The following is a 23,566-nucleotide window of genomic DNA, read 5'->3' as shown; positions in this document are numbered from 1 at the left end:
AGAGGCACGGGATTACATGGAAATCGGTCTGCGCGAGTGGCTGATCGTCATCGGCATCATTGTCATTGCCGGTATTCTTTTTGATGGCTGGCGCCGCATGCGCGGTGGCAAGGGCAAGCTCAAATTCCGTCTGGACCGCAACCTGTCCAACTTGCCCGACGACGACGGCAGCGCCGAGCTGCTGGGGCCGCCCCGTGTGCTGGATACCCACAAAGAGCCGCAATTGGACGAGCACGATTTGCCGTCGATGAGCGCGCCGCTGCGTGAAGCCCGCGAGCCGTCCTCCAAGCGTGGCAAACGCGCCAGCGCAGCCGTTGCCGAACCGCATCAGGGTGACCTCAACCTCGACGTGGATGAAGGCCCGAGCTTCAGCAGCCGCGACGATGATTTTCCGGATGAAAACGCCGGCAAGAATGCGCCGCGCCAAACGGTCAACGATCAGCCTGCCGCCGAAGAAGTGCTGGTGATCAGCGTGATCTGCCGCGACGCCGCCGGCTTCAAGGGGCCGGCGCTGTTGCAGAACATCCTCGAAAGCGGCCTGCGTTTTGGCGAGATGGATATTTTCCACCGCCACGAAAGCATGGCCGGCAACGGCGAAGTGCTGTTCTCCATGGCCAACGCGGTCAAGCCAGGCACCTTCGACCTGGACGACATCGACCTGTTCAGCACGCCGGCGGTGAGTTTCTTCCTCGGCCTGCCGGGCCCGCGTCACCCGAAACAAGCGTTCGACGTGATGGTGGCCGCCGCCCGCAAGCTGTCCCAGGAACTCAACGGCGAGCTCAAGGACGACCAACGCAGCGTCCTGACCGCCCAGACCATCGAACACTACCGTCAGCGCATCGTCGAATTCGAGCGTCGCGCCCTGACACAGAAACGCTGAGGATTGGTTCCCAGCGTTGTCATTAGAATAAGCGCACCAACATTTGAGCAGCTTCGGCTGCTCTTTTGCTTTATGAGAGAACACCGATGACCGCCGCCCACACCCGCATCCTCGAACTGCGCGCTGAACTGGATCAGCACAACTACCGTTACCACGTGCTCGACGAGCCGAGCATCCCGGACGCCGAGTACGACCGGCTGTTCCACGAACTCAAGGCCCTGGAGGCCGAGCATCCGGACCTGGTAACGCGTGATTCGCCGACGCAGCGGGTCGGCAGTGCGGCGCTGTCGGCCTTTACCCAGGTGCGCCACGAGATCCCGATGCTCAGCCTGGGCAACGCGTTTGATGAAACCACCATGCTTGAGTTTGATCGCCGGGTCACCGAGGGTCTCGACCTGCCGGTGGGCGATCTGTTTGGCGGTGGCGCGGCGGTGGAGTACAGCTGCGAGCCGAAGCTGGATGGCCTCGCGGTCAGCCTGCTTTACCAGGATGGCGAATTGGTACGCGGCGCCACCCGAGGCGACGGCACCACCGGCGAAGACATCAGCGTCAACGTGCGTACCGTGCGCAATATCCCGTTGAAACTGCAGGGCAGCGGCTGGCCCGCGACCCTGGAAGTGCGCGGCGAGGTATTTATGTCCAAGGCCGGTTTCGAGCGGCTCAACGCCTCGCAACTGGAAGTCGGCGGCAAGACCTTCGCCAACCCGCGCAACGCGGCGGCCGGCAGCTTGCGCCAACTGGACTCGAAGATCACCGCCAGCCGCCCGTTGGAATTCTGCTGCTATGGCGTGACCACCGACATCAGCGATACCCATATCGGCAACCTGCAGCAGTTGCAGAAATGGGGCATGCCCATCAGCCGTGAATTGAAGCTGGCCAAGGGCATTCAGGATTGCCTGGATTACTACCGCGATATCGGCGAGCGACGTAACAGCCTGCCGTATGAAATCGATGGCGTGGTGTTCAAGGTCAACAGCATTGCCTCGCAGCGTGAACTGGGCTTCCGCGCCCGCGAACCGCGTTGGGCCATCGCGCACAAATTCCCGGCCATGGAAGAACTCACCGAGTTGCTCGACGTGGAGTTCCAGGTCGGCCGTACCGGCGCCGTGACGCCGGTGGCGCGCTTGAAACCGGTCAAGGTTGCGGGCGTGACCGTGTCCAACGCCACCCTGCATAACATGGATGAAGTCGCGCGGCTGGGCGTGAAGATCGGCGACACCGTGATCATCCGCCGCGCCGGCGATGTCATCCCGCAGGTGGTTTCGGTGGTCCTCGAACGCCGCCCGGAAAACGCCCGTGCGGTGCCGATCCCTGAGCGCTGCCCCGTGTGCGGCTCCCATGTGGAGCGCACCCAGCTGGTCAAGCGCAGCAAGGGCAAGGAAACCCTCAGCGAAGGCGCGGTGTACCGCTGCGTCGGGCGTCTGGCCTGTGGTGCGCAGCTCAAGCAGGCGATTATCCATTTCGTCTCGCGCCGGGCCATGGACATTGACGGGCTCGGTGACAAAACCATCGAGCAACTGGTGGATGAAAAACTCATCGGTTCGCCGGCCGACCTCTACAAACTCAAGTACGAGCAGATCATCGACCTGGAAGGCTTTGCCGATATATCCAGCAAGAAACTGATCACCGCCATCGAAAACAGCAAGACCCCGACCCTGGCGCGTTTTATCTACGCACTGGGCATTCCTGACGTGGGCGAAGAGACGGCCAAGGTGCTGGCGCGCTCGCTGGCGTCCCTTGAGCGTGTGCAGAAGGCCTTGCCGCAAGTGCTGACGTACCTGCCGGATGTGGGCCTGGAAGTGGCGCATGAGATCCACAGCTTCTTCGAAGACAGTCATAACCAGGACGTGATCGGCGCGCTGTTGTCGCCTGATGAATGCGGCCTGCAATTGCAGGATCAGGGTGAGCTGAGTGCCGAGTTCGCCGCCAGCACTACCCTGGGCGGTTTGCTCGACAAGCTGCACGTACCCTCTGTAGGACCCGGCGCCGCGCAGAAGCTCGCGGATAAGTTCGCCAGCCTGGAAGGCGTAATCAAGGCGGACTGGCTCGACATGCGCCAGGCGTTGCCGGAGAAGCAGGCCAAGGCCGTGCGGGAGTTTTTCGATAACCCGGACAACGCCCGCCACGCCCTGGCCATCGAACAGCAACTGCGGGATTTCGGCATGCACTGGCAGAGCGAGAAGAAGGTGGTCGAAGGCCTGCCCGAAGCAGGGCATACCTGGGTGCTCACCGGCTCCCTGGAGCTGATGAGCCGCGACGTGGCCAAGGACAAGCTCGAAAGCCTCGGCGCCAAGGTAGCCGGTTCCGTGTCGGCCAAGACCCACTGTGTCGTGGCGGGCCCAGGTGCCGGTTCAAAACTGGCCAAGGCCAGCGAACTGGGGTTGAAGGTGCTGGACGAAGAGGCCTTTGTCGCGTTCCTTGCCAAACACAACATTTCGGTCTGACGCCGCGCCGGGGGGGAGCGGGCTTGTCGAATCGTCGCACCGCCCGCGCCGGGCTGCGAAGCAGCCCCTGAAGAAAGTGGAACGATCCTGAGTCCTAAATGATCTAGTCTCAGTCACCCAGGGAGAGATGGTCATGTTCCGCTACTTCGAGCAACTCAGTTCGCGCATCGCCGCACCGTTCATGGCCGAAACCTCACGCAGCAGCAAGGTGTGGCAGTGTCGGTGCGGGCAAGCGCTGTTCTTTCGCAACAGCCAATGCCTGGCTTGCCAGGCGCTGCTGGGCTATCAGCCGCAGCAAAGCAGCTTGTCCTCCCTGCAGCCCGGGCCTGTGGAAGGCACCTGGCTACAAGACGACAACCTCGACGCCGGCGCTTTTCGCCGTTGTGCCAACCTCGAGACGGCGGCGGCCTGTAACTGGTTGGTTCCCGCCCACAGCACTGCGCCGCTGTGTGTGGCGTGCAGCCTCAACCGCACCATTCCCGACCTGTCGGTCCCGGAGAACCCCGAGCGCTGGCGCAAGGTGGAGACCGCCAAGCGCCGGCTGGTAGCGCAATTGATCAGCCTCGGCCTGCAGGTGGTGCCCAAGAGCGTTGACGAGGACAACGGCCTGGCGTTCGATTTCGTCGGCATCGATCTGGAAGGCAACGCGCCCATGACCGGGCATGCCAACGGCCTGATCACCCTCGACATCAAGGAAGCCGACGACGCCCATCGCGAAAAAATCCGGGTGCAGATGCGCGAACCCTACCGCACCTTGCTGGGCCATTTTCGCCATGAGGTCGGCCACTATTACTGGGATCGCCTGATCGCCAACAGCCACTGGCTGGAGCCTTTTCGCAACCTGTTCGGCGACGAACGCGCCAGTTACGCCGACGCCCTCGACCAGCACTACCAGAACGGCCCACGCCCCGACTGGCAGCAAACCAGCGTCAGTGCCTACGCCACCATGCACCCGTGGGAAGACTGGGCCGAAACCTGGGCGCACTACCTGCACATGATGGACGCCGTCGACACCGCCCTGGGCTTTGGCATGAGCGCCCGTGAGATGGACCTGGATTACCAGCCATTCCCCCTCACTACCCTCTACGACCCCGAACATCCCGGCGGCGCGGCATTCCTGTCCTTCGTCAACGCCTGGATCGAACTGGCCGGCATGCTCAATGAACTGTCCCGCGCCATGGGCCAGCCGGATTTCTACCCGTTCGTGTTGCCACCGGCGGTGATCGCCAAGCTGCACTTCATCCACCTGGTGATCCAGGAAGAGGGCGGCCGGGCGGATGAGGTGTTGCAGGCACAATGATCAGCCAATGTGGGAGGGGAAGCTGATGGCCATGGCAAGTGCTTGAACCCCATCATATTTTTAATCCGCCACCAATGGTTGTAACTTCCGATGAGATCGGTACAATGGCCCCGCTTGCCGAGAGGCCAGCGTCGTTATGGTGACCCCATCGGTCCCCCCGCAACGATTACCCGTGAACCTGGTCAGAGCCGGAAGGCAGCAGCCACAGCGGGAACATTGTGTGCCGGGGTGTGGCTGGTGGGGTTGCCTCCATAACGCTCTTCCCTTGCATCACCCCCTTCGATTCAAATCCAAATTGCTTATTTTCAGTCAACTGCCGATGGTTTATTGCGCAGTCAATGACGGCTGTTTCACAACTTTCCAAGCCTTCTCTGGACAACCTCAAACCGCCTTGTTAGTTTCCGCCGGCCACTTGTTTCAGAATATGACATTGGCGCCGACTTGATATTGAAGTGCTATCACTTCTTTAACTAACAAGGATGTCTGTGATGAAAAGCCTGCAAGGGTTACCCCGTCTTATCAGTGCTTCGGTAGGTGCGCCCGGTAAAGCCCGCAACTTGCCCGCCGATGTGCAGTGCATCCAATACTTATTCAATTTGATCATTCCCAAGATGGGTTTCCCGTTGGCCGAAAACGGCAAATCCGATGGTCAGTTGGTGCAGTGCATCAGCCAATACCAGTTCCGCCATCTCAAATACGCCCACCCCGATGGCGTAATCGACCCCACTGGTCGCACCTTCAACAGCCTGATCGAAGAAGCAGTGAAAGTGCCGGTGAAGGCCTTCCCGAACTTGCGTATTCCCACATTTCTCAACGTCTTCGGCAACAACCAGGGCGATGCGGTACAGGCCACGGTCAATGTGTACCTGGACCGCATGCGCGCGATGATCGAGGCCGAGCGGCGTAACCGGCAACTGATGCTCCAGGCCACGTGCGACGGGGGCATGACCCTCAGCGAAACGGACTTCCAGAACGCCGCCACGCAGTTGGGTAGCGGTATTTCGGTGAATATCATCAAGGCCTTCGCCACTGTGGAATCAGGTGGGCGGTCGGGGTTCGGTCCGGCCAAGTTGCCGGTGATCGCGTTTGAAGGGCACCTGTTTCGCAAGTACACCAAGCACATTTACGACCAGGCGCACCCGCTGCTGTCCTACCCCTACAAGAAAAAGGCCGGGCCGCAGTGGCAGGCGAATAACAAGGACCAGGCCAAGGCTTGGGAAACCATGGCCACCGCGTTTGCGCTGGATCAGGAAGCTGCACTTATGTCGGCTTCGTGGGGCATGTTCCAGATCATGGGTTTTAACTTCGCCTCGTGCGGTTACAAGACGGTGTTTGAGTTTTCGGCAGCATTAAAGGTGAATGCCGGCAACCAACTAAAAGCGTTCCTCGGTTTTTGCAGCAAGAGCCCGGCATTGATGAAGGCCATGAAAGCCAAGGATTTTACCGGCATGGCACGTAACTATAACGGCGAGGACTACGGCAACTACGACGTCCTTATGCAAAAAGCCTACGAAAAACTTGAAGGGAAAAAATAGGATGATCCGTTTTCTAGCGATAGGTGTGTTGTCGTTGTGCGCCGCGGGCCCTGCGTTGGCCGGTTTGGCTGCGTTGCATTCGGGTAAGTACGAAGGGCTGATGCTGGCAGTGACGCCGGAGCATCAGGTCGAAGGGTTCTATTCGGAAGCAATGGGCGAGGGCGTCACCCGCAGTTGCGCGTTTTATCTGCAAGGCAAGCCTGAGGCGCTCACCACTTGGCTCGATGCGGCTCATCCCGGCAGCCTGGCGCCTTCGTCCGATGGCGTGACCCTGACGGTGGAAGAGGGCCGCCAGCACCCCGGTTGCCTGAATGTACTGATGCCGGAGATTGCCACCGGCCTGGACCTGACCCAGACCGCCAGCAAAAAATGGATCGGCCTGGTGACGGTGTCCGCCGACAAGGCTTACCTGCTGAAAACCCCAGGCGCCAAGGCCGCCAAACGTCCGTATATCGTCAAGCGCGATGTGGTCGGTGTGCTGGCTTTCAAGGACGGCTGGGCCCAGGTCGAGTTCATCAATGCCGACGACCGTTCGTTCAGCGGCTGGATCAGTCAGGATCAATACACTCGTCTAGCGGCGCCTCACTAAGACATCCCCAAAACGCCGCAGTGTGCCAGGCATACTGCGGCGTTTTTGCGGCCGGGGTTCAGGCCTTGTTGCGGTTGAACAACTTGCGAATCACTGCGAACAGCGCCACCACGCCGATCACCAGGAACTTCTTCGCGGCCAGCAGGAAGATACCGATCTTGGCGAACAGTCCGGCCTTGGCGGCAATCCCGCCGGCAACCAACGCGGCGAGGCCGTAAGTGGCGAGCTTGTCGGTTTTCGGGTTGAAGTCGGTATAGAGGTTGCCGTCGGTGAAGTTGGTAAAGGCCAGCACCTTGGGCAATTCCTGCTGGATGGTGGGCAGGTCGGCCATGGCGGCGACGGCGTTGAGTTCGAGTACGCCTTCACGGCCGAGCACGCGGATGCTGTAGTTGAGGGTGTTCTGGTCGGCGTCGTCGGCCTTCAGTTCGCGGGCCCAGTACATCTTGTGGGTGGTGTCGTCGTAGCGCGGCGGCTCGGCCCAGCCCAGCAGGTGCAGGCCGGCGTAGCCTTGTTTCTGGCGTTCCTTGTTCTCGGCTTCGTCTTCTTCCTGCATTTGCTTGAGCAGGTCGGCGTAGTCGATTTTCGCGGCATCTTCGTCGGAGATGTGCCCGTCGGCCTTGTAGCTGACGATCACGCCCCATCCGCGTTCCGACAGCGGGCTGACGGCTTTGGGCACGATCATGCCCAGGGTCTTGAAGCCCGGCGGGTTGCCCCAGCCATCGGTCAGCAAGCGCTCGGTATCGGCAGGGTCGAGGTAGTAGAACTCGTCGTTGAGCTTGAGGGTGGCAATGCCGCTGGGCAGGGTGACCGTGCCGGTCTTTTGCTTGAGTGACGCCAGAAAGTGCTCGGCCGTTTCGGCAGGTGCAGCGGCTTCAACGGGTGCCGGCGAGGACGCGGCAAAGGCGGGTGCGGCAGGCAGGCTCAGGGCGGCCGCCGCCAACAACAGGCGGAAGTAATTCATGGTAGTCCCTTACATTTTGAATTAATTTCGCGAGAGCATAACCGAAACAACATGTTGCGAGTTAGCCGAAAGTCTCCCGCAACAACCCGGCAAATGCGTCCCGTGCCAGATGGCGTTGGGTGTCCTTGTGCCAGAACAGCAGGTTATCCACCGCCGCCAGCTCTTCAAATCGATAAGACGCCAGCTTATTGGCCTGCTCGTAGCGGGCGAGGATGCCCTCCGGCGCCAATGCCACGCCAATCCCCGCGCTGACGCAGCCGATGATCGTGCCCCAGCTGGCATAACTGGCGATGGTCGGCTTGAAGTCATGGGGCTTGACCCAGTTTTCCAGGGCTGCGCGATACGGGCAGCCGGGCGGCCATACCAGGAGGGTGCGGCCGGCGAGGTCCTCGGCGCCATTGATGGGGGCACTGGACGCGCTGGCGATCAGCACCAGGCGCTCGCTGTAGACCACGCTGTGTTCGAGCTTGGTGCGCTTGTTGCCGGCGGCCACCAGCGCCACGTCGAGGCGATGGTGTTGCAGGTCGTCGAGCAGCGGGCCCCAGGCGCCGGTCACCAGTTCCAGGCTGACATCGGGGTAGCGCCGGTGATACTCCGCCAGCAGCGGCGGCAAACGCCCGCTGGCGCTGGACTCCACCGCGCCGATACGCAAGGTGCCACGGGGAATCGCGTTGGCGTCCACGGCGCGTTTGGACTCATCCACCAGCGCGAGAATGCGCTCGCAGTAATCCAGGAAAATCTCCCCGGCGGCACTGATGGCCAGCCCACGCCCGGCGCGGATGAACAGCGGTGTGCCCAGCTCGCCTTCCAGCTGCTTGATGCGCGTGGTGATGTTGGACGGCACGCAATGCAACAGCACGGCCGCTTGGGCCACGCTGCCGGTTTGCGCCACGGCTCGCACCATTTTCAGTTGGGCCAGTTCCATTGCTCAGTTCCAGTGATTGCAGAAGTCAGAAACGGTTAATTGTCCTGCGCCTTACCGGGGCCAAGACTGACGACATACCTTCTCAGTTTCTGGACGCCATCGATGAATGCCCCTTCACCCGTAAAGCTTACGCTAGTCATCGCCAGCGTCATCCTGTGTTGGGCCTATTCGCCGATTGGCGTACGCATCGGGCTGCACAGCTACAGCCCCGGCCAGTTGGCGTTGTTAAGGTTTTTGATTGCGTCGGTGTTCATGGGCGGTGTGGCACTGGTGATGGGCATCGGCCGGCCGCGCCTGCGGGATTTTCCGTGGCTGCTGGTGCTGGGGTTCTTCGGCGTGTTCCTGCACCACACTGCGATCAATTACGGACAGCAATGGGTAACGGCAGCGGCGTCCAGCGTACTGGCGCAGTCAGCGCCGCTGTTCAGTGTGCTGATCGCGTTTTTCTGTCTGAAGGAGCGGGTCAGTGCTTGGCGCTGGGGCTGCGTATTGCTGGGGCTGCTCGGCGTGCTGGTGGTGATCTGGGGGGATCAGGGCGTGGGTGAGATCGACCCGCGTGGCGTGTTGATCCTGCTGGCGGCGGTGTCGTGGAGTGTGTATTTCGCCCTGCAGAAACACTATGCCCACCGCTACAGTCCGCTGACCATGGCGTGCTACATGGTGTGGGCGGGCACCCTGATGCTGTGCGTGAACTTGCCGGGCCTGCCTGCTGCGGTGGTGCAGGCGCCGTTCGCGGAGAACGTGGCGGTGGTGGTACTCGGTATTTTTCCCAGCGCCTTGGCGTATCTGGCCTGGGGTTATGTGTTGAAGCATGTGGAGGTCAGTCGCGCGTCGGTGGCGATGTACTTGATCCCCCCGGTGGCGATGGTGATGGCCGCGACGTTGCTGGGCGAACACATTGCCGTGCAGGTGATGCTGGGCGCTGTGATCGTGCTGGCCAGCGTGGCGGCCATCAGCCTGGAGGGGCGCTGGCGGTCAGTCGTTCAGGCTGAACGCGCGCAAGCGGTGGCCATCGAGGTCCTGGGCGACAAAGGTGTAGCCGAAATCCAGGGCCGTCGGTGATTGGACAATGAGGGCGCCGCGTTCGACCCATTGGTCGTGCAGCGCGTCCACGGCGGCCGTGTCGGACAGCGAGAAGCCGACTTCACCGCCACCGCCTGTGAGCTGGGCTGCCGGCTCGACGGTATGGCGCGACCACAGTCCGAGCTTTACGCCGTTGTCGAGAATGAACAGGGCAAAGGTCGGGTTCAATTCCACCGGCGGCTTGTCCAGCAGGCGGCTATAGAAATTGGCACTGGTGGCCGGGCTGTCGACGTACAGCAGGAAGTAATGGGCGAGGGTGTTCATGGGGGCTCCTTGAGAACGGGCGTTGTGTGGCGCCGAGTCTATAAGGGGGACCTGTCAGTTTTTGTCAGGAGCGTGCAGGGAGACCGGGTTTTCGCCGGTGTACAGCTTGATGATGGCGTCGATTTCGCCGGACATTTTCATCCGCAACAAGGTGCGCAGGATTTTTTGGGCCGGCACGTCGGGATCGTTGCGCACGATGCAACCGAGGTTTTGCTCCTCAATCACCGCGACTTTATACAACTGCTGGCTGATCGGCATTTTCTGGTTGAAACGGTCGACGATCCATTCGTTGCTCACCGCGTAGTTGAATCGCCCTGCCACCAGCTTGTGCAGCACCAGCTCTTCGCTGCGTGCGTCGTCGCGGGTGAGTTGGCCGTTGGCAAACAGCGGGTCGAGGGCGGCATAGCGATAGTTGAGTACCGTGCCGATCGGCTGAGGTGTCAGCTTGAGCACCTGCACCGGCTGGTTGCGTGCACTGACCAGCACATTGCGCTGCACCATTAAAGGCAAGCTCCAGATGTAGTCGCCGGACTGGTTGTCGACCCACGCCTGGGTGACATAACAGCGCACATCAATATCCCCATGGGCCATGGCCCCTGCGATACGGGCGCGGGCCAGCACGTGGAATTCCGCCGGCTGGCCGACCTGGGTGGCCAGGCTCAACATCAAATCATACAAAATCCCCTGGGTAGGTCGGCCGTTCTCCACCTGCACCATGGGCATCGTCCAACTGTCGGAAATCGAGAAACGCAGCGGTGCAGGCGCCGCCAGGCAAGCCGTGGTCATCATCCATAAAGCGCCCAGGACTACGCGCATACACTCTCCAGGTTCAGGCCTTTTCGAGGCCAATCAGCAGAGCTTAGTCAGATTAGGCGAGCGTGCCGGATGCAATTTCCCCCTTGCTCCGCTAGCATTACCGGCTTCCGCTTCCCAGTTGCGACGGTTTTCGATGAGTTATCAGGTTCTTGCACGTAAATGGCGTCCGCGCTCGTTCCGCGAAATGGTCGGCCAGACCCATGTGCTCAAGGCTCTGATCAATGCCTTGGACAGCCAGCGGCTGCACCACGCCTACCTGTTCACCGGTACTCGGGGGGTGGGCAAGACCACCATTGCGCGCATCATCGCCAAATGCCTGAACTGTGAAACCGGTATCACTTCGACGCCCTGCGGCACCTGCTCGGTGTGCCGCGAGATCGACGAAGGGCGTTTCGTCGACCTGATCGAGATCGACGCCGCAAGCCGCACCAAGGTCGAAGACACCCGCGAGCTGCTCGACAACGTGCAGTACGCGCCCAGTCGCGGCCGCTTCAAGGTCTACCTGATCGACGAAGTGCACATGCTTTCCAGCCATTCCTTCAACGCCTTGTTGAAAACCCTGGAAGAGCCGCCGCCGTACGTCAAATTCATCCTGGCCACCACCGACCCGCAGAAACTGCCTGCCACGATCCTGTCGCGGTGCCTGCAGTTCTCCCTGAAAAACATGACCCCCGAGCGCGTGGTGGAGCATTTGACCCACGTGCTGGGCGTCGAGAACGTACCGTTCGAAGATGACGCGCTGTGGCTGCTGGGCCGCGCCGCCGATGGATCGATGCGCGACGCCATGAGCCTCACCGACCAGGCCATCGCCTTTGGTGAAGGCAAGGTCATGGCCGCCGATGTGCGCGCCATGCTCGGCACCCTGGACCACGGTCAGGTGTTCGACGTGCTGCACGCGCTGATCGAGGGCGATGCCAAGGCGTTGCTCGAAGCCGTGCGCCACCTGTCGGAGCAAGGCCCGGACTGGAACGGCGTGCTCTCGGAAATCCTCAATGTGCTGCACCGCGTCGCCATCGCCCAGGCGTTGCCGGAAGGTGTCGACAACGGCCATGGCGACCGCGACCGCGTGTTGGCCCTGGCCCAGGCGTTGCCGGCCGAAGACGTGCAGTTCTATTACCAGATGGGCCTGATCGGGCGTCGCGACTTGCCTTTGGCACCGGACCCGCGCGGAGGCTTCGAGATGGTTCTGCTGCGGATGCTGGCCTTCCGGCCCGCTGACTCGGCAGATGCACCGAGACAGCCGCTAAAGCCAGTGGGGATCAGCCAGGCCACAGTTGATTCCGCCAAACCAGTGGCTGGCGCGGCGGTGGTCGCGCCAGTGGTTGCTGCCCCCGTTGCACCGGCGCCTGAGCCTGCACCGGTGATGGCGGCAGCGGTGGTCGAGCCGGAACCGGTGGTCGAGCCCGAGCCCGTGGTCGACCTGCCCTGGAATGACCCTGTAGATGCTGAGGCCGAGGCCGAGGTTGAACAGCAGCCCTATATCGAGCCCGTGCTGGAAACCGCCGGCGAACAGCCGGAGCTGACGCCGATGCCTGCGCCGATGCCGGACAGCGTGGTGCCGGCCGCTCCTGAGTGGGTTTCAGCCCCGGTTCCCGAGCCGACCGTCGCCCAGGTCGAAGCCGCTACCCCGAGCATCGACCTCGACGATGAACCACCGCTGGACGAAGATTACATCGAGCCGGACATGGATTCGGCCTACAGCTACCTGGACGACCTGGCCAGCGAGCACACTGCCGAGCCGGCCCCGGAACCCGAGGCGGAGCCCGCTGCGGCGCCGGCCACCGGCCTGGCCCTGCAATGGCTGGAGCTGTTCCCGAAACTGCCGATTTCCGGCATGACCGGCAGCATCGCCGCCAACTGCACACTGATCGCCATCGACGGCGACCATTGGCTGTTACACCTGGACCCGGCCCACAGCGCCCTGTTCAACGCGACCCAGCAACGGCGCCTCAACGATGCCCTGAACCAGTACCATGAGCGCACGCTGACTATCACCATCGAGTTGATCAAGCCCGAGCAGGAAACCCCGGCCCAGGCCGCCACCCGTCGGCGTATCAACCGCCAGCGTGAGGCTGAGGACTCGATCCACGGCGATCCGCTCATCCAGCAAATGATGCAGCAGTTCGGTGCAGTCGTTCGCCAAGATACAATTGAACCTGTCGAAGCCCCGGTGCCCCAGGCGTCCTGACACCGGGCTACTCATTGATCCACGTACTTTTGAGGTGATTCCCATGATGAAAGGTGGCATGGCCGGCCTGATGAAGCAGGCACAGCAGATGCAGGAAAAGATGGCCAAGATGCAGGAAGAACTGGCCAACGCCGAAGTCACCGGTAAAGCCGGTGGCGATATGGTCAGCGTCGTGATGACTGGTCGTCACGACATCAAGCGCGTGAGCATCGACCCAAGCGTATTGCCAGGCGTGGGTGAAGATGACCTGGAAATGCTCGAGGCGCTGTTCGCCGCAGCCGTCAACGACGCCGTGCGCAAGATCGAAGCCAACAGCCAGGACAAAATGTCCGGCGTGACCGCCGGCATGCAACTGCCACCGGGCATGAAGCTGCCGTTCTGATCGGCAGGCTTTAGCTAGACTCCAATGCCAGGCCTCGTGCCTGGCATTTTTGTTTGTGCCAATCCAATCGAACCCTGGCGCGGCACCCATGGTCTGCACCCTATACCGATAGATTCGATAAAGGAGCCCCTTCATGCCTCACGAACCGACTTTGAACCAGCGCATTGTCCTGGTCTCACGCCCCCAAGGCGCCCCCACCCCGGAAAACTTCCGCCTGGAGCGTGTGACCTTGCCGGAGTTGGCAGACGGCCAGGTCCTGCTGAAAACCCTGTACCTGTCCCTCGACCCCTACATGCGCGGGCGCATGAGTGACGCACCGTCCTACGCTGCGCCGGTGGAAATCGATGAGGTGATGACCGGTGGCGCTGTCAGCCGTATTGAGCAATCGCGCAATCCGAAATTCGAAGTGGGCGATCTGGTGGTGGGCGCCACCGGTTGGCAGAGCCACAGCATTTCCGACGGCCGCAACCTGATTCCCGTGCCCAATGGCCTGGCCAGCCCTTCGATGGCGCTCGGTGTGCTGGGCATGCCGGGCATGACCGCCTACATGGGCCTGATGGACATCGGCCAGCCAAAAGCCGGTGAAACCCTGGTGGTGGCCGCAGCGTCCGGAGCCGTGGGTTCGGTGGTCGGCCAGGTGGCCAAACTCAAGGGCCTGCGTGTGGTCGGGATTGCGGGCGGTGCCGACAAGTGCCGCTATGTGGTGGACGAACTGGGCTTTGATGCCTGCATAGACCACAAGAGCTCGACGTTTGCCGAGGACTTGGCCCAGGCGTGCTTCAAGGGCGTGGACATTTACTTCGAAAACGTCGGTGGCAAGGTGTTCGACGCCGTGCTGCCCTTGCTCAACCCCAAGGCGCGCATCCCCCTGTGCGGGCTGATCGCCGGCTATAACGCCCATGAGGCACCCAGCGGCCCCGACCGCTTGCCGGCGCTGCAACGCACGTTGTTGACCAAGCGGGTACGGATCCAGGGCTTTATCGTGTTCGACGACTACGGTGATCGCCAGCCCGAGTTCCTCAGTGCCATGGCGCCGTGGGTACGCGACGGCAAGATCAAGTTCCGCGAAGACGTGGTCGAGGGCCTGGAGCAGGCGCCTGAAGCCTTTATCGGTTTGCTGGAAGGGCGCAACTTCGGCAAGTTGGTGGTGCGGGTCGCGCAGGATTGAGCATTTGACGCTAATCCGGGGCGCGGGTATAAACCGCGTCTCGTTGTTTTGTCGGACCATTCGCCCATGAGCTTCAGCCCCCTGATTCGCCAACTGATCGACGCCCTGCGCACGTTGCCGGGCGTAGGCCAGAAAACCGCCCAACGCATGGCGCTGCAACTGCTGGAGCGTGATCGCAGCGGCGGAACCCGGTTGGCCCAGGCCTTGAGCCAGGCCATGACCGGGGTGGGCCACTGCCGCCAGTGTCGGACCCTCACTGAAGAAGAACTCTGCCCGCAATGCGCCGACCCGCGCCGCGACGACACGCTGCTGTGCGTGGTGGAAGGGCCGATGGACGTGTACGCGGTGGAGCAGACCGGCTACCGCGGGCGCTACTTTGTGCTCAAGGGCCACCTCTCGCCGCTCGATGGCCTGGGGCCGGAGGCCATCGGCATTCCGCAGTTGGTCGCGCGTATTGAAGAGCAGGGCACCTTTACCGAGGTGATCCTGGCCACCAACCCGACCGTGGAAGGTGAAGCCACCGCGCATTACATCGCCCAGCTGCTGAGCAATAAAGGCTTGGTTACCTCGCGGATCGCCCATGGCGTGCCGCTGGGTGGCGAGTTGGAGTTGGTGGACGGCGGCACGTTGGCGCATTCGTTTGCCGGTCGAAAACCGATCGCGCTCTAACGATCACCGTAGGATCCAATGTGGGAGGAGGCTTGCCCCTCCCTCTTTGGATTTGCGCCTGGCTTGATAACCAAGCAAGCGCTTGGTAATTTCGCTCCACCTCACCGTGGAGCTTGCCGATGTCTGCCTATCAGGACTACTTCGACCCCAGCCACCAATTGGTCCGCGACAGCGTGCGCCGTTTTGTCGAGCGCGAGATGTTGCCGGGCGTGGAGCAGTGGGAGGAGGCGGAAAGCTTTCCCCGGGCGTTGTACCTCAAGGCGGGTGCGGCGGGGATACTCGGCATTGGCTACCCCGAAGCGCTGGGCGGCAGTCACGAAGGTGATCTGTTCGCCAAGGTGGCTGCCAGCGAGGAATTGATGCGCTGCGGTTCCGGCGGCGTGGTCGCAGGGTTGGGCTCGTTGGATATTGGCTTGCCGCCCGTCGTCAAATGGGCGCTGCCTGAGGTGCGCGAGCGGGTGGTTCCCCGGGTGCTGTCGGGCGAGAAGATCATCGCCCTGGCGGTGACCGAGCCCGGCGGCGGTTCCGATGTGGCCAACCTGCAAACCCGCGCCATCCGCGATGGCGAGCATTACCGGGTCAGCGGCAGCAAGACCTTTATCACCAGCGGCATCCGTGCCGACTTCTACACCGTTGCCGTACGCACTGGCGGGCCGGGATTTGCCGGCATCAGCCTGCTGCTGATCGAAAAAAACAGCCCAGGTTTCACCGTCGGCCAGCCCCTGAAGAAAATGGGATGGTGGGCGTCGGACACCGCTGAATTGTTTTTCGACGATTGCCGCGTGCCCGTCGGCAACCTGATCGGCGCCGAGAACATGGGCTTTGCCTGCATCATGGGTAACTTCCAGAGCGAGCGCCTGGCCCTGGCTCTCATGGCCAATATGACTGCGCAGATGGCCTTGGAGGAAAGCCTCAAATGGGCCGCCCAGCGCCAAGCGTTCGGCAAGCCCATCGGCAAATTCCAGGTGCTCAAGCATCGCCTGGCGGAAATGGCCACCGCCGTGGAAGTCTCGCGGGAATTCACCTACCGCCAGGCGGCGAAAATGGCGGCCGGCAAGAGTGTGATCAAGGAGATTTCCATGGCCAAGAACCTCGCCACCGACACCGCCGACCGTGTGACCTACGATGCCGTGCAGATCCTCGGCGGCCAGGGTTATATGCGCGGCAGCCTGGTGGAGCGGCTGTATCGCGACAACCGCATCCTCTCTATCGGCGGCGGCACCCGCGAGGTGATGAATGAAATCATCAGCAAGCAGATGGGGCTATGAGGGCGGCCTTACTGGCCTCATAGGGGCATGGGTATCGACACAACTTTTGCTCAACGCTGAACGCCCGGCAGATAGGGCTGTTGTGGCGAGCGGGCTTGTCCCGCGTTGGGCTGCGTAGCAGCCCCAGTAAGGAAGAACGCGGTGTATCAGACACTCTGTGGAGGCTGGTTTTGGGGCTGCTTCGCAGCCCAACGCGGGCGGCGCGACGATTCGACTTGCCCCCGATAGCATCAGTGCCGGCAACCCTTACCGTTCGGTCAGCGCAAATTGCGTCAGGCAAAACGTCGGAATCCCCATATCTTCCAGCCGCTGCGAACCACCCAGCTCCGGCAAATCAATGATCGCTGCCGCTTCAAAGATCTTCGCCCCCATGCGACGTACCAGGTTGGCTGCCGCGATCAGGGTGCCGCCCGTGGCGATCAGGTCATCGAATATCAGCACCGAATCACCCTCGCACAGGCTGTCGGCATGCACTTCGAGGAAGGCCTCGCCGTATTCGGTCTGGTAACCCTCGGCCAGCACGTCAGCTGGCAGCTTGCCCTGTTTGCGGAACAGGATCAGCGGCTTGTTCAGTTGGTAGGCGATGATCGAGCCGATCAGGAACCCTCGTGCATCCATCGCGCCGATATGGCTGAAGTCGGCTTCGACGTAACGATGGACAAAGGTGTCAGCCACCAGGCGCAAGGCCTTGGGCGATTGGAACAGAGGGGTGATGTCACGAAAGATCACCCCAGGCTTGGGGAAGTCGATGACGGGGCGGATCAGGGATTTGATGTCGAACGAATCGAAGGTCATCGTCGAAGAGTCCTGGGCGGAAAACGGACTCGAAGTATACCTGCGGCCTCGCCGGTTGGCGCGGCCACAAGCGTCTGCATCAGCCTTCTAAAGAACCACCGGCCAGTGCGCACAGTTGGATCGGGTCGAGAATGTGCACTTCCTTGCCTTCGGCGGCCAGCAGTTCGTTCTGCTGGAAGCGGGTAAATACGCGGGACACGGTTTCCACCGCCAGGCCCAGGTAATTACCGATTTCGTTGCGCGACATGCTCAGGCGAAACTGGTTGGCCGAGAAACCCCGGGCACGGAACCGCGCCGACAGGTTGACCAGGAAGGTCGCAATGCGCTCGTCGGCGGTTTTCTTCGACAGCAGTAACATCATCTGCTGGTCGTCACGGATCTCGCGGCTCATCACGCGCATCAACTGGCGGCGCAGTTGTGGCAGTTGCAGGGCCAGTTCGTCCAGGCGCTCGAAGGGGATTTCGCACACCGACGTGGTTTCCAGGGCCTGCGCCGATACCGGGTGAATCTCGGTGTCCATGCCCGACAACCCGACCAGCTCGCTGGGCAGGTGGAAACCGGTGATCTGCTCTTCGCCGCCGTCGCTCAGGCTGAACGTCTTCAACGCGCCCGAGCGTACTGCATAAACGGAATCGAACTTGTCACCCTGGCGAAACAGAAACTCGCCTTTCTTGAGCGGGCGACCGCGTTTAACGATTTCGTCCAACGCTTCCATGTCTTCCAGATTCAGCGAAAGTGGCAGGCAGAGGGGGGCCAGGCTGCAATCCTTGCAGTGAGCCTGGCTATTAGCGCGCAGTTTGACTGGCTCGGACATTTCTTAAATCCTTGTGGGAAAACACACATAAGACGTAAGGGTACCGCACTGTGGGGGGTGAGGCCAGCGAGTTAAAAATGGCAGCAAAGGTATAAATATTTTTTAAATGGCGCCGATAACACGGCATCGACTATCAACTTGGAGGTTCAGTAGGTGCTTTCCCTCAATACAAATCTTGCGGCTCGCACCCAGGTCCAGGTGCTGCCCGAAACAAAAAAAGCCTCCGTCCAGAGTGACGAGGCCAAGGTTTCGGCCCCTGATGAGGCAAAGCCTGGGGTGTCCGTGACCATTTCCGGTGCGGCGATGAAAGCGGCGGCGGCGCAGAAAACGTCTAACAGCGATATAGACGACAGCGGCCTGGCAGAGAACGTCAAGAACCTGCTGAAGATGATTCGTGAAATCAAGAAGCAAATTGCCGAGAAGCAGGCCGAGATGGCGGCGGTGATGGCCGATAAGAACCTCAGTCCTGAACAGGCCCGTGCCCGCCTCTCCGGCCTGCAATCTGCGTTGAGTGGGCTGCAAGCCAGCTTGACCAGCGCTCAAGCGTCCCTCTCCAAGGCGATGAAAGACATGAGCGCCGGTGATGCGATCAAGGCCTCCGGCCTGGCGATGAAGTAATCGCGCTCAGATCACCCGTGAAAATCGTTGCCTGTTCTGGTGCTCCAGATAGGCATCGAACACCATGCACACCGAACGGACCAGCAGCCGCCCGGCAGGCAGGACGCGAATGCCCTGGGCATCCAGTTCGATCAGGCCATCCTCGGCCATCATCTCCAGTTGCGGCCAGACTTCGTCGAAATATCCGCGAAAATCTATCGTGAACGCCTGTTCTATCGGTTCGAAATCCAGGCTGAAATTGCAGATCAACTGCTGAATCACTTCCCGCCGCAACCGGTCGTCCGTGGTGCACAGCAGGCCACGGCTGGTGGCCAGTTGGGCGCTGGCCAGGGCGGTCTGATAGCCGTTGAGGTCACTGCTGTTCTGGCAATACAGGTCGCCGATCTGGCTGATGGCTGACACGCCGAGCCCGATCAGGTCGCAATGGCCATGGGTGGTGTAGCCCTGGAAGTTACGTTGCAGCGTGCCTTCTTCCTGGGCAATGGCGAGTTCGTCGTCCGGCAGGGCGAAGTGGTCCATGCCGATGTAGCGGTAGCCGGCCTGGGTCAATTGCTCGATGGTGGTTTGCAGCATCAGCAGTTTGGATTCCGGCGACGGCAGCTCCTCGCTGTTGATCCGTCGTTGGGGCATGAAGCGTTCCGGCAGATGCGCGTAGTTGAACACCGACAGGCGGTCCGGCTGCAGCTTGATCACTTCCTCCACGGTGCGCGCGAAGTTGATCGGCGTCTGCTTGGGCAGACCGTAGATCAGGTCGATATTGATCGAGCGAAATTGCAGGGTGCGCGCGGCGTCGATCACCGCGCGGGTTTCTTCCAGGCTTTGCAGGCGGTTGACCGCGCGCTGCACCTCGGGGTCGAGGTCTTGCAGGCCGATGCTCACACGGTTGAAGCCCAGTTCACGCAGCAGGCCCATGGTCGCCCAGTCGGCTTCGCGGGGGTCGATCTCGATGCTGTAGTCGCCGGAGTCATCGTCGAGCAGATTGAAGTGCTGGCGCAGGCTGCCCATGATCTGACGCAGTTCGTCGTGGCTGAGAAAGGTCGGGGTGCCGCCGCCGAAGTGCAGTTGTTCAACCGACTGTTTCGGGTCGAGGTGGCAGGCCACCAACTGAATCTCCTGCTCCAGGCGTTGCAGGTAAGCCTGGGCGCGGCCGCGGTCCTTGGTGATCACCTTGTTGCACGCGCAGTAGTAGCAAATGTTCGCGCAGAACGGCACATGCACATACAGCGACAACGGTCGCGTGGCCTTGCGGCTTTCACGCAGGGCGTGGAGCAGGTCGAAGGTGCCGACCTGGCTGTCGAATTGTACGGCGGTGGGGTAGGACGTGTAGCGCGGTCCCGCCAGGTCGTAGCGTTGAATCAGATTTGGGTCCCAACGAATGGCGTCGAGCATGCGGGCATTCCCCGGATAGGCTAGTGAGCCGAGTGTAGGGGCGTGGCCGATATGGCATCTTGATTTGCGTCAACGGGGAGCGGCGCTATGCCACATGGCCTTTTAGTGGCCCATCAGCCAGTGCTGATGCGGACCTGGCAGGGTCCAGACACCGAAAATAATCACCAGCACGCCGCCGGCCATACGCACGCTGCGCTTGCGCAATAACGCGGTCACGCGTTCGGCCGCCAACCCGGTCGCCAGCAGTACTGGCCACGTGCCTAACCCAAAAGCCAGCATCAGCAATGCACTGTCGAGCGCATTGCCCTGGCTGGCGGCCCACAGCAGGGTGCTGTAGACCAGCCCGCACGGCAACCAGCCCCACAGCGCGCCCAGCAACAGTGCGCGGGGCAGGCTGGACACCGGCAGCAAACGGTTGGCGACTGGCTGTATGTAGCGCCACAGGCCGCGCCCGAGGCTTTCGATACGGGTGAGGCCGCTCCACCAGCCGGCCAGGTACAGGCCCATGCAGATCAGCAGCAACCCGGCGAGCACGCGCATGAACAACGCCGCTGGGCTGTTGGCCACGGCCCAGCCGGCCAGGCCAATCAATAACCCGGCGCTGGCATAGCTGAGGATGCGTCCCAGGTTGTACGCCAGCAGCAGGCGGAACCGGCGGCTGCGTTGCTCCTTGGGAATCGCCAGGGTCAGCGCGCCCATCAGCCCGCCGCACATGCCCAGGCAATGGCCGCCGCCCAGCAGGCCGAGGATCAGCGCAGAGACCAGCAGCGGCGCCAGCTCAAGCATGGGGCGGGTCTTTGGGCGCGGGCGGTTGCTCGGGGCCGTTGGCTTCGTCGACGGCTGCCAGGTGGTTCGGGTCCTGGTCGTCGAACAGTACGCTGTGGGCCGGGCCGTCGAGGTCGTCGTACTGGCCGCTGTCCACCGCCCAGAAGAAGATGTAGATGGCCACGCCCACTAACAGCAGCGCCGCCGGAATCATCACGTATAGAGCTGGCATCTGCACTCCATGCCCACGCGGCTCAAGCCGGCAGCGGACGGGTTACCAAAGGGGCGCTGTGGGCCTGCGCACTCGGCAGGCGAGTCAGGCGCAGGGCGTTGAGCACCACGGTCAACGAACTGAGGGACATGCCGATCGCCGCCCAGATCGGAGTGATCCAACCGAGGGCGGCAAACGGCAGCATAAGGCCATTGTACAGCCCGGCCCACAGCAGGTTTTCAATGATTACCCGGCGGGTGCGTCGCGCCAGGGTGAAGGCTTGCACCAGGGCCTCCAGGCGGTTGGACAGCAGCACCGCATCGGCGCTGGTCTTGGCCAGGTCGGTGGCCGAGCCCATGGCCACGCTGATGTCGGCGGCGGCCAGCACCGGCACATCGTTGACGCCATCGCCGAGCATCAGCACCTTGCGGCCTTCCTTGTGCAGTTGTTGCAGCACCTGCAGCTTGTCGTCGGGGCGCAGGCCGCCGTGGGCTTCATCGATACCCAGTTCAGCGGCGACACTGGCGACCATCGGCGAACTGTCCCCCGACAGCAGCAGCGTGCGCCAACCGCGTGCCTTGCAGGCGGCCAAAAGGGCAGGTGCATCGCTGCGCAGGCGGTCGTCGAGGACGAACCAGGCAAGGGCGCCGTCACGGTCGCCCAGCAGCAGCCATTGGCCGTCATCTTCCGGAGAGGCGGGAATTGGACAACCACTGAGTGCACAGACAAACCCCGGCTGGCCGATGCGCAACTGGCGTGTGCCGACACGTCCTTCCAGGCCGAGGCCGGGTGAGCTGAGCACCTCGTCGGCGGCCAGCGGCGCACGGCCAAAGGCGCGGGCAATCGGGTGTTCGGAGCGGTTTTCCAGGGCGGCGGCGAGGCCCAGGCACTCGTCGCTGTTCAGGGCGGCCAGTGGCCGGATCGCTTTCAACGCCAGGCGCCCTTCGGTGAGGGTGCCGGTCTTGTCGAAAATCACCGTGTCGATCTGGTTCAGGCCTTCGAGCACATGGCCACGGGTCAGCAATAGCCCGAGTTTGTGCAGGGTGCCGGTGGCGGCGGTGAGGGCGGTCGGCGTGGCCAGGGACAATGCGCAGGGGCAGGTCGCGACCAGCATCGCCAGCACGATCCAGAATGCCCGCGATGGATCCAACTGCCACCACAGCAGGCCGATCAGTGCGGCGGCAATCAGCGAGCCCAGCAGGAACCACTGTGCGGCGCGGTCGGCGATCTGGGCCAGGCGCGGCTTCTCGGCCTGGGCCCGTTCCAGCAGGCGCACGATGGCGGACAGGCGGGTTTCGTGACCCAAGGCGCGCACTTCGACGGTCAGCGCGCCTTCGACGTTCAAAGTGCCGGCGGTGACGGCATCACCGGTTTGGCGCGGCAGCGGCAGGTACTCACCGGTGAGCAGCGACTCATCGATGCTGGACCGGCCGTCGAGGATCACCCCATCTGCCGGCAGAACCGCGCCGGGATGCACCAGCACACGGTCGCCGAGTGCCAGTTCGCTCAAAAGAATACGTTCGCTCTGGCCGTCATCTTTGAGGCGCAGGCATGAGGCGGGCAGCAGGTTGACCAACTGCGCGGTGGCCGCGGCCGTACGTTCCCTGGCGCGGCGCTCCAGGTAGCGACCGGCCAGCAGGAACAGCGCAAACATGCCCACCGCATCGAAATACAGCTCGCCCACGCCGGTGATCGCGGTCCAGATCCCGGCCACGTAAGCCCCGCCAATGGCCAGGGACACCGACACGTCCATGGTCAGGTGGCGCGTACGCAAGTCGCGCAGGGCGCCCTTGAAGAACGGCGCACAGCTGTAGAACACGATGGGCGTTGTCAGAAACATCGCCACCCAGCGCAGGATCACGTGCAGTTCGGGGCTCAGGTCGATGTTGAATTCCGGCCAGGTGGCCATGGTCGCCATCATCGCCTGGAACCACAGCAGCCCGGCGACCCCCAGTTGGCGCAGGGCCAGGCGGTTTTCGCTGGCCAGTTGCTCGGCCGCGCGGTCGGCTTGATACGGATGGGCGGCATAGCCGATATGGCGCAGTTCACTGAGCACCTGGCTCAACGGCAATTGCCCGTCGGCCCAGCGCACTTGCAGGCGATGATTGGACAGGTTCAGCCGCGCTTCGGCCACGGCGGGCAGGCTGCGCAGGTGTTTTTCGATCAACCAGCCACAGGCGGCGCAACTGATGCCTTCCATCAACAGGGTGGTTTCAGCGAGGTCGCCTTCATGGTGCACGAAGGGTTTTTGCACGTCGGCGCGGTCATACAGCGCCAGTTCGTCCACCAACTGCACCGGCAGCGTCTCGGGGTTGGCCGAGGCTTCGCTGCGATGCTGGTAATAGCTTTCCAGCCCACCGGCCACAATCGCTTCGGCCACGGCCTGGCAGCCGGGGCAGCACAGCTCGCGGCGCTCGCCGAGGATCACGGCGGTGAACCGACTGCCGGACGGGACGGGCAGGGCGCAGTGGTAGCAGGGGGTTGGGCTGGTCATGGGCGCTG

22 protein-coding genes and 1 other RNA gene are annotated in these 23,566 nt (G+C 62.3%); 13 read left to right on the top strand and 10 right to left on the bottom strand.

Translation table 11 applies throughout. The annotated features are described in order from the left end of the window. Positions 1 to 16: 16 nt before the first annotated feature. From zipA to FIV39_RS17760, 6 genes are all read left to right on the top strand, one after another. On the top strand, positions 17 to 880 hold the full coding sequence (zipA, locus tag FIV39_RS17785; RefSeq protein WP_090400300.1) for a cell division protein ZipA: 864 nt from the start codon (positions 17 to 19) through the stop codon (positions 878 to 880). Positions 881 to 966: 86 nt separating this feature from the next. Further along, positions 967 to 3,324: an NAD-dependent DNA ligase LigA gene (gene ligA, locus FIV39_RS17780; protein WP_090400298.1), complete on the top strand. Its 2,358-nt coding sequence runs from the start codon at positions 967 to 969 to the stop codon at positions 3,322 to 3,324. A gap of 133 nt (positions 3,325 to 3,457) precedes the next feature. Continuing rightward, entirely contained in the window at positions 3,458 to 4,624 is a 1,167-nt protein-coding gene (locus tag FIV39_RS17775) for a zinc-binding metallopeptidase family protein (RefSeq protein ID WP_090400296.1), read from the top strand. Between the two features lie 146 nt (positions 4,625 to 4,770). Further along, an RNA gene (gene ffs / locus FIV39_RS17770) (signal recognition particle sRNA small type) lies at positions 4,771 to 4,867 on the top strand. Positions 4,868 to 5,112: 245 nt separating this feature from the next. Continuing rightward, positions 5,113 to 6,159, top strand: a complete 1,047-nt coding sequence (locus FIV39_RS17765; protein ID WP_090400294.1) for an N-acetylmuramidase family protein — start codon at positions 5,113 to 5,115, stop codon at positions 6,157 to 6,159. A 1-nt stretch (position 6,160) separates the two neighbouring features. Beyond that, positions 6,161 to 6,748: a hypothetical protein gene (locus FIV39_RS17760; RefSeq protein WP_090400292.1), complete on the top strand. Its 588-nt coding sequence runs from the start codon at positions 6,161 to 6,163 to the stop codon at positions 6,746 to 6,748. 58 nt (positions 6,749 to 6,806) lie between these two features. Here the strand turns inward: FIV39_RS17760 and FIV39_RS17755 are convergent, their stop codons facing one another. Both FIV39_RS17755 and FIV39_RS17750 read right to left on the bottom strand, forming a co-directional pair. Beyond that, on the bottom strand, positions 6,807 to 7,709 hold the full coding sequence (locus tag FIV39_RS17755) for a DUF2167 domain-containing protein (protein ID WP_090400290.1): 903 nt from the start codon (positions 7,707 to 7,709) through the stop codon (positions 6,807 to 6,809). Positions 7,710 to 7,770: 61 nt separating this feature from the next. Beyond that, positions 7,771 to 8,634 (bottom strand): LysR family transcriptional regulator, encoded by an 864-nt coding sequence (locus FIV39_RS17750; protein WP_090400288.1) that lies wholly within the window; start codon positions 8,632 to 8,634, stop codon positions 7,771 to 7,773. 102 nt (positions 8,635 to 8,736) lie between these two features. Between FIV39_RS17750 and FIV39_RS17745 the strand changes: the two genes are divergently transcribed. Further along, complete coding sequence (locus tag FIV39_RS17745) at positions 8,737 to 9,696, top strand: DMT family transporter (RefSeq protein WP_146371572.1); 960 nt, start codon at positions 8,737 to 8,739, stop codon at positions 9,694 to 9,696. Here FIV39_RS17745 and FIV39_RS17740 read toward each other — a convergent pair. Further along, positions 9,610 to 9,981 carry a VOC family protein gene (locus tag FIV39_RS17740; RefSeq protein WP_090400284.1) on the bottom strand — a complete coding sequence of 124 codons (372 nt, stop codon included), beginning with the start codon at positions 9,979 to 9,981 and terminating at the stop codon, positions 9,610 to 9,612. The two genes, FIV39_RS17745 and FIV39_RS17740, sit on opposite strands and share 87 nt — an antisense overlap. Before the next feature lie 54 nt (positions 9,982 to 10,035). Continuing rightward, complete coding sequence (locus FIV39_RS17735) at positions 10,036 to 10,797, bottom strand: substrate-binding periplasmic protein (RefSeq protein WP_090400282.1); 762 nt, start codon at positions 10,795 to 10,797, stop codon at positions 10,036 to 10,038. A gap of 133 nt (positions 10,798 to 10,930) precedes the next feature. Here FIV39_RS17735 and dnaX point away from each other — a divergent pair, with 133 nt between their 5' ends. From dnaX to FIV39_RS17710, 5 genes are all read left to right on the top strand, one after another. Beyond that, complete coding sequence (gene dnaX, locus FIV39_RS17730) at positions 10,931 to 12,985, top strand: DNA polymerase III subunit gamma/tau (protein WP_146371570.1); 2,055 nt, start codon at positions 10,931 to 10,933, stop codon at positions 12,983 to 12,985. Between the two features lie 43 nt (positions 12,986 to 13,028). Further along, positions 13,029 to 13,367: a YbaB/EbfC family nucleoid-associated protein gene (locus FIV39_RS17725; RefSeq protein ID WP_003193199.1), complete on the top strand. Its 339-nt coding sequence runs from the start codon at positions 13,029 to 13,031 to the stop codon at positions 13,365 to 13,367. A 133-nt stretch (positions 13,368 to 13,500) separates the two neighbouring features. Beyond that, the gene (locus FIV39_RS17720; protein WP_090400281.1) at positions 13,501 to 14,535 is read left to right on the top strand and encodes an NADP-dependent oxidoreductase; all 1,035 of its coding nucleotides are present in this window, start codon (positions 13,501 to 13,503) and stop codon (positions 14,533 to 14,535) included. A 66-nt stretch (positions 14,536 to 14,601) separates the two neighbouring features. Further along, on the top strand, positions 14,602 to 15,204 hold the full coding sequence (recR, locus tag FIV39_RS17715) for a recombination mediator RecR (RefSeq protein WP_027603720.1): 603 nt from the start codon (positions 14,602 to 14,604) through the stop codon (positions 15,202 to 15,204). Between the two features lie 119 nt (positions 15,205 to 15,323). After that, positions 15,324 to 16,472, top strand: coding sequence for an acyl-CoA dehydrogenase family protein (locus FIV39_RS17710; RefSeq protein WP_090400279.1), 1,149 nt, complete (start codon positions 15,324 to 15,326; stop codon positions 16,470 to 16,472). Positions 16,473 to 16,718: 246 nt separating this feature from the next. On the opposite strand, the gene FIV39_RS17700 is transcribed toward FIV39_RS17710, so the two are convergent. Together FIV39_RS17700 and fnr are read right to left on the bottom strand one after the other, a co-directional pair. Continuing rightward, positions 16,719 to 17,267 carry an adenine phosphoribosyltransferase gene (locus FIV39_RS17700; RefSeq protein ID WP_090400275.1) on the bottom strand — a complete coding sequence of 183 codons (549 nt, stop codon included), beginning with the start codon at positions 17,265 to 17,267 and terminating at the stop codon, positions 16,719 to 16,721. A 79-nt stretch (positions 17,268 to 17,346) separates the two neighbouring features. Next, positions 17,347 to 18,081 (bottom strand): fumarate/nitrate reduction transcriptional regulator Fnr, encoded by a 735-nt coding sequence (fnr, locus tag FIV39_RS17695; RefSeq protein WP_146371568.1) that lies wholly within the window; start codon positions 18,079 to 18,081, stop codon positions 17,347 to 17,349. Between the two features lie 153 nt (positions 18,082 to 18,234). Between fnr and FIV39_RS17690 the strand changes: the two genes are divergently transcribed. Then, entirely contained in the window at positions 18,235 to 18,699 is a 465-nt protein-coding gene (locus FIV39_RS17690; RefSeq protein WP_090400273.1) for a hypothetical protein, read from the top strand. Between the two features lie 6 nt (positions 18,700 to 18,705). Here the strand turns inward: FIV39_RS17690 and hemN are convergent, their stop codons facing one another. The 4 genes from hemN to FIV39_RS17670 all read right to left on the bottom strand — a co-directional run bounded on the left by hemN (position 18,706) and on the right by FIV39_RS17670 (position 23,558). Then, positions 18,706 to 20,088, bottom strand: coding sequence for an oxygen-independent coproporphyrinogen III oxidase (hemN, locus tag FIV39_RS17685; protein WP_090400271.1), 1,383 nt, complete (start codon positions 20,086 to 20,088; stop codon positions 18,706 to 18,708). A 102-nt stretch (positions 20,089 to 20,190) separates the two neighbouring features. Continuing rightward, positions 20,191 to 20,874, bottom strand: coding sequence for a sulfite exporter TauE/SafE family protein (locus FIV39_RS17680; protein WP_090400270.1), 684 nt, complete (start codon positions 20,872 to 20,874; stop codon positions 20,191 to 20,193). Further along, positions 20,867 to 21,085 (bottom strand): cbb3-type cytochrome oxidase assembly protein CcoS, encoded by a 219-nt coding sequence (ccoS, locus tag FIV39_RS17675; RefSeq protein WP_053257431.1) that lies wholly within the window; start codon positions 21,083 to 21,085, stop codon positions 20,867 to 20,869. Before ccoS ends, FIV39_RS17680 begins: the two co-directional genes overlap by 8 nt. A 22-nt stretch (positions 21,086 to 21,107) precedes the next feature. Then, positions 21,108 to 23,558 (bottom strand): heavy metal translocating P-type ATPase, encoded by a 2,451-nt coding sequence (locus FIV39_RS17670; RefSeq protein WP_090400267.1) that lies wholly within the window; start codon positions 23,556 to 23,558, stop codon positions 21,108 to 21,110. Between the last annotated feature and the right edge of the window lie 8 nt (positions 23,559 to 23,566).

This window comes from Pseudomonas grimontii (assembly GCF_007858185.1).
GTDB lineage: Bacteria > Pseudomonadota > Gammaproteobacteria > Pseudomonadales > Pseudomonadaceae > Aquipseudomonas > Aquipseudomonas grimontii.
Note: the sequence above shows the minus strand (reverse complement) of the source record. Positions and strands in the feature narration are given on the sequence as shown.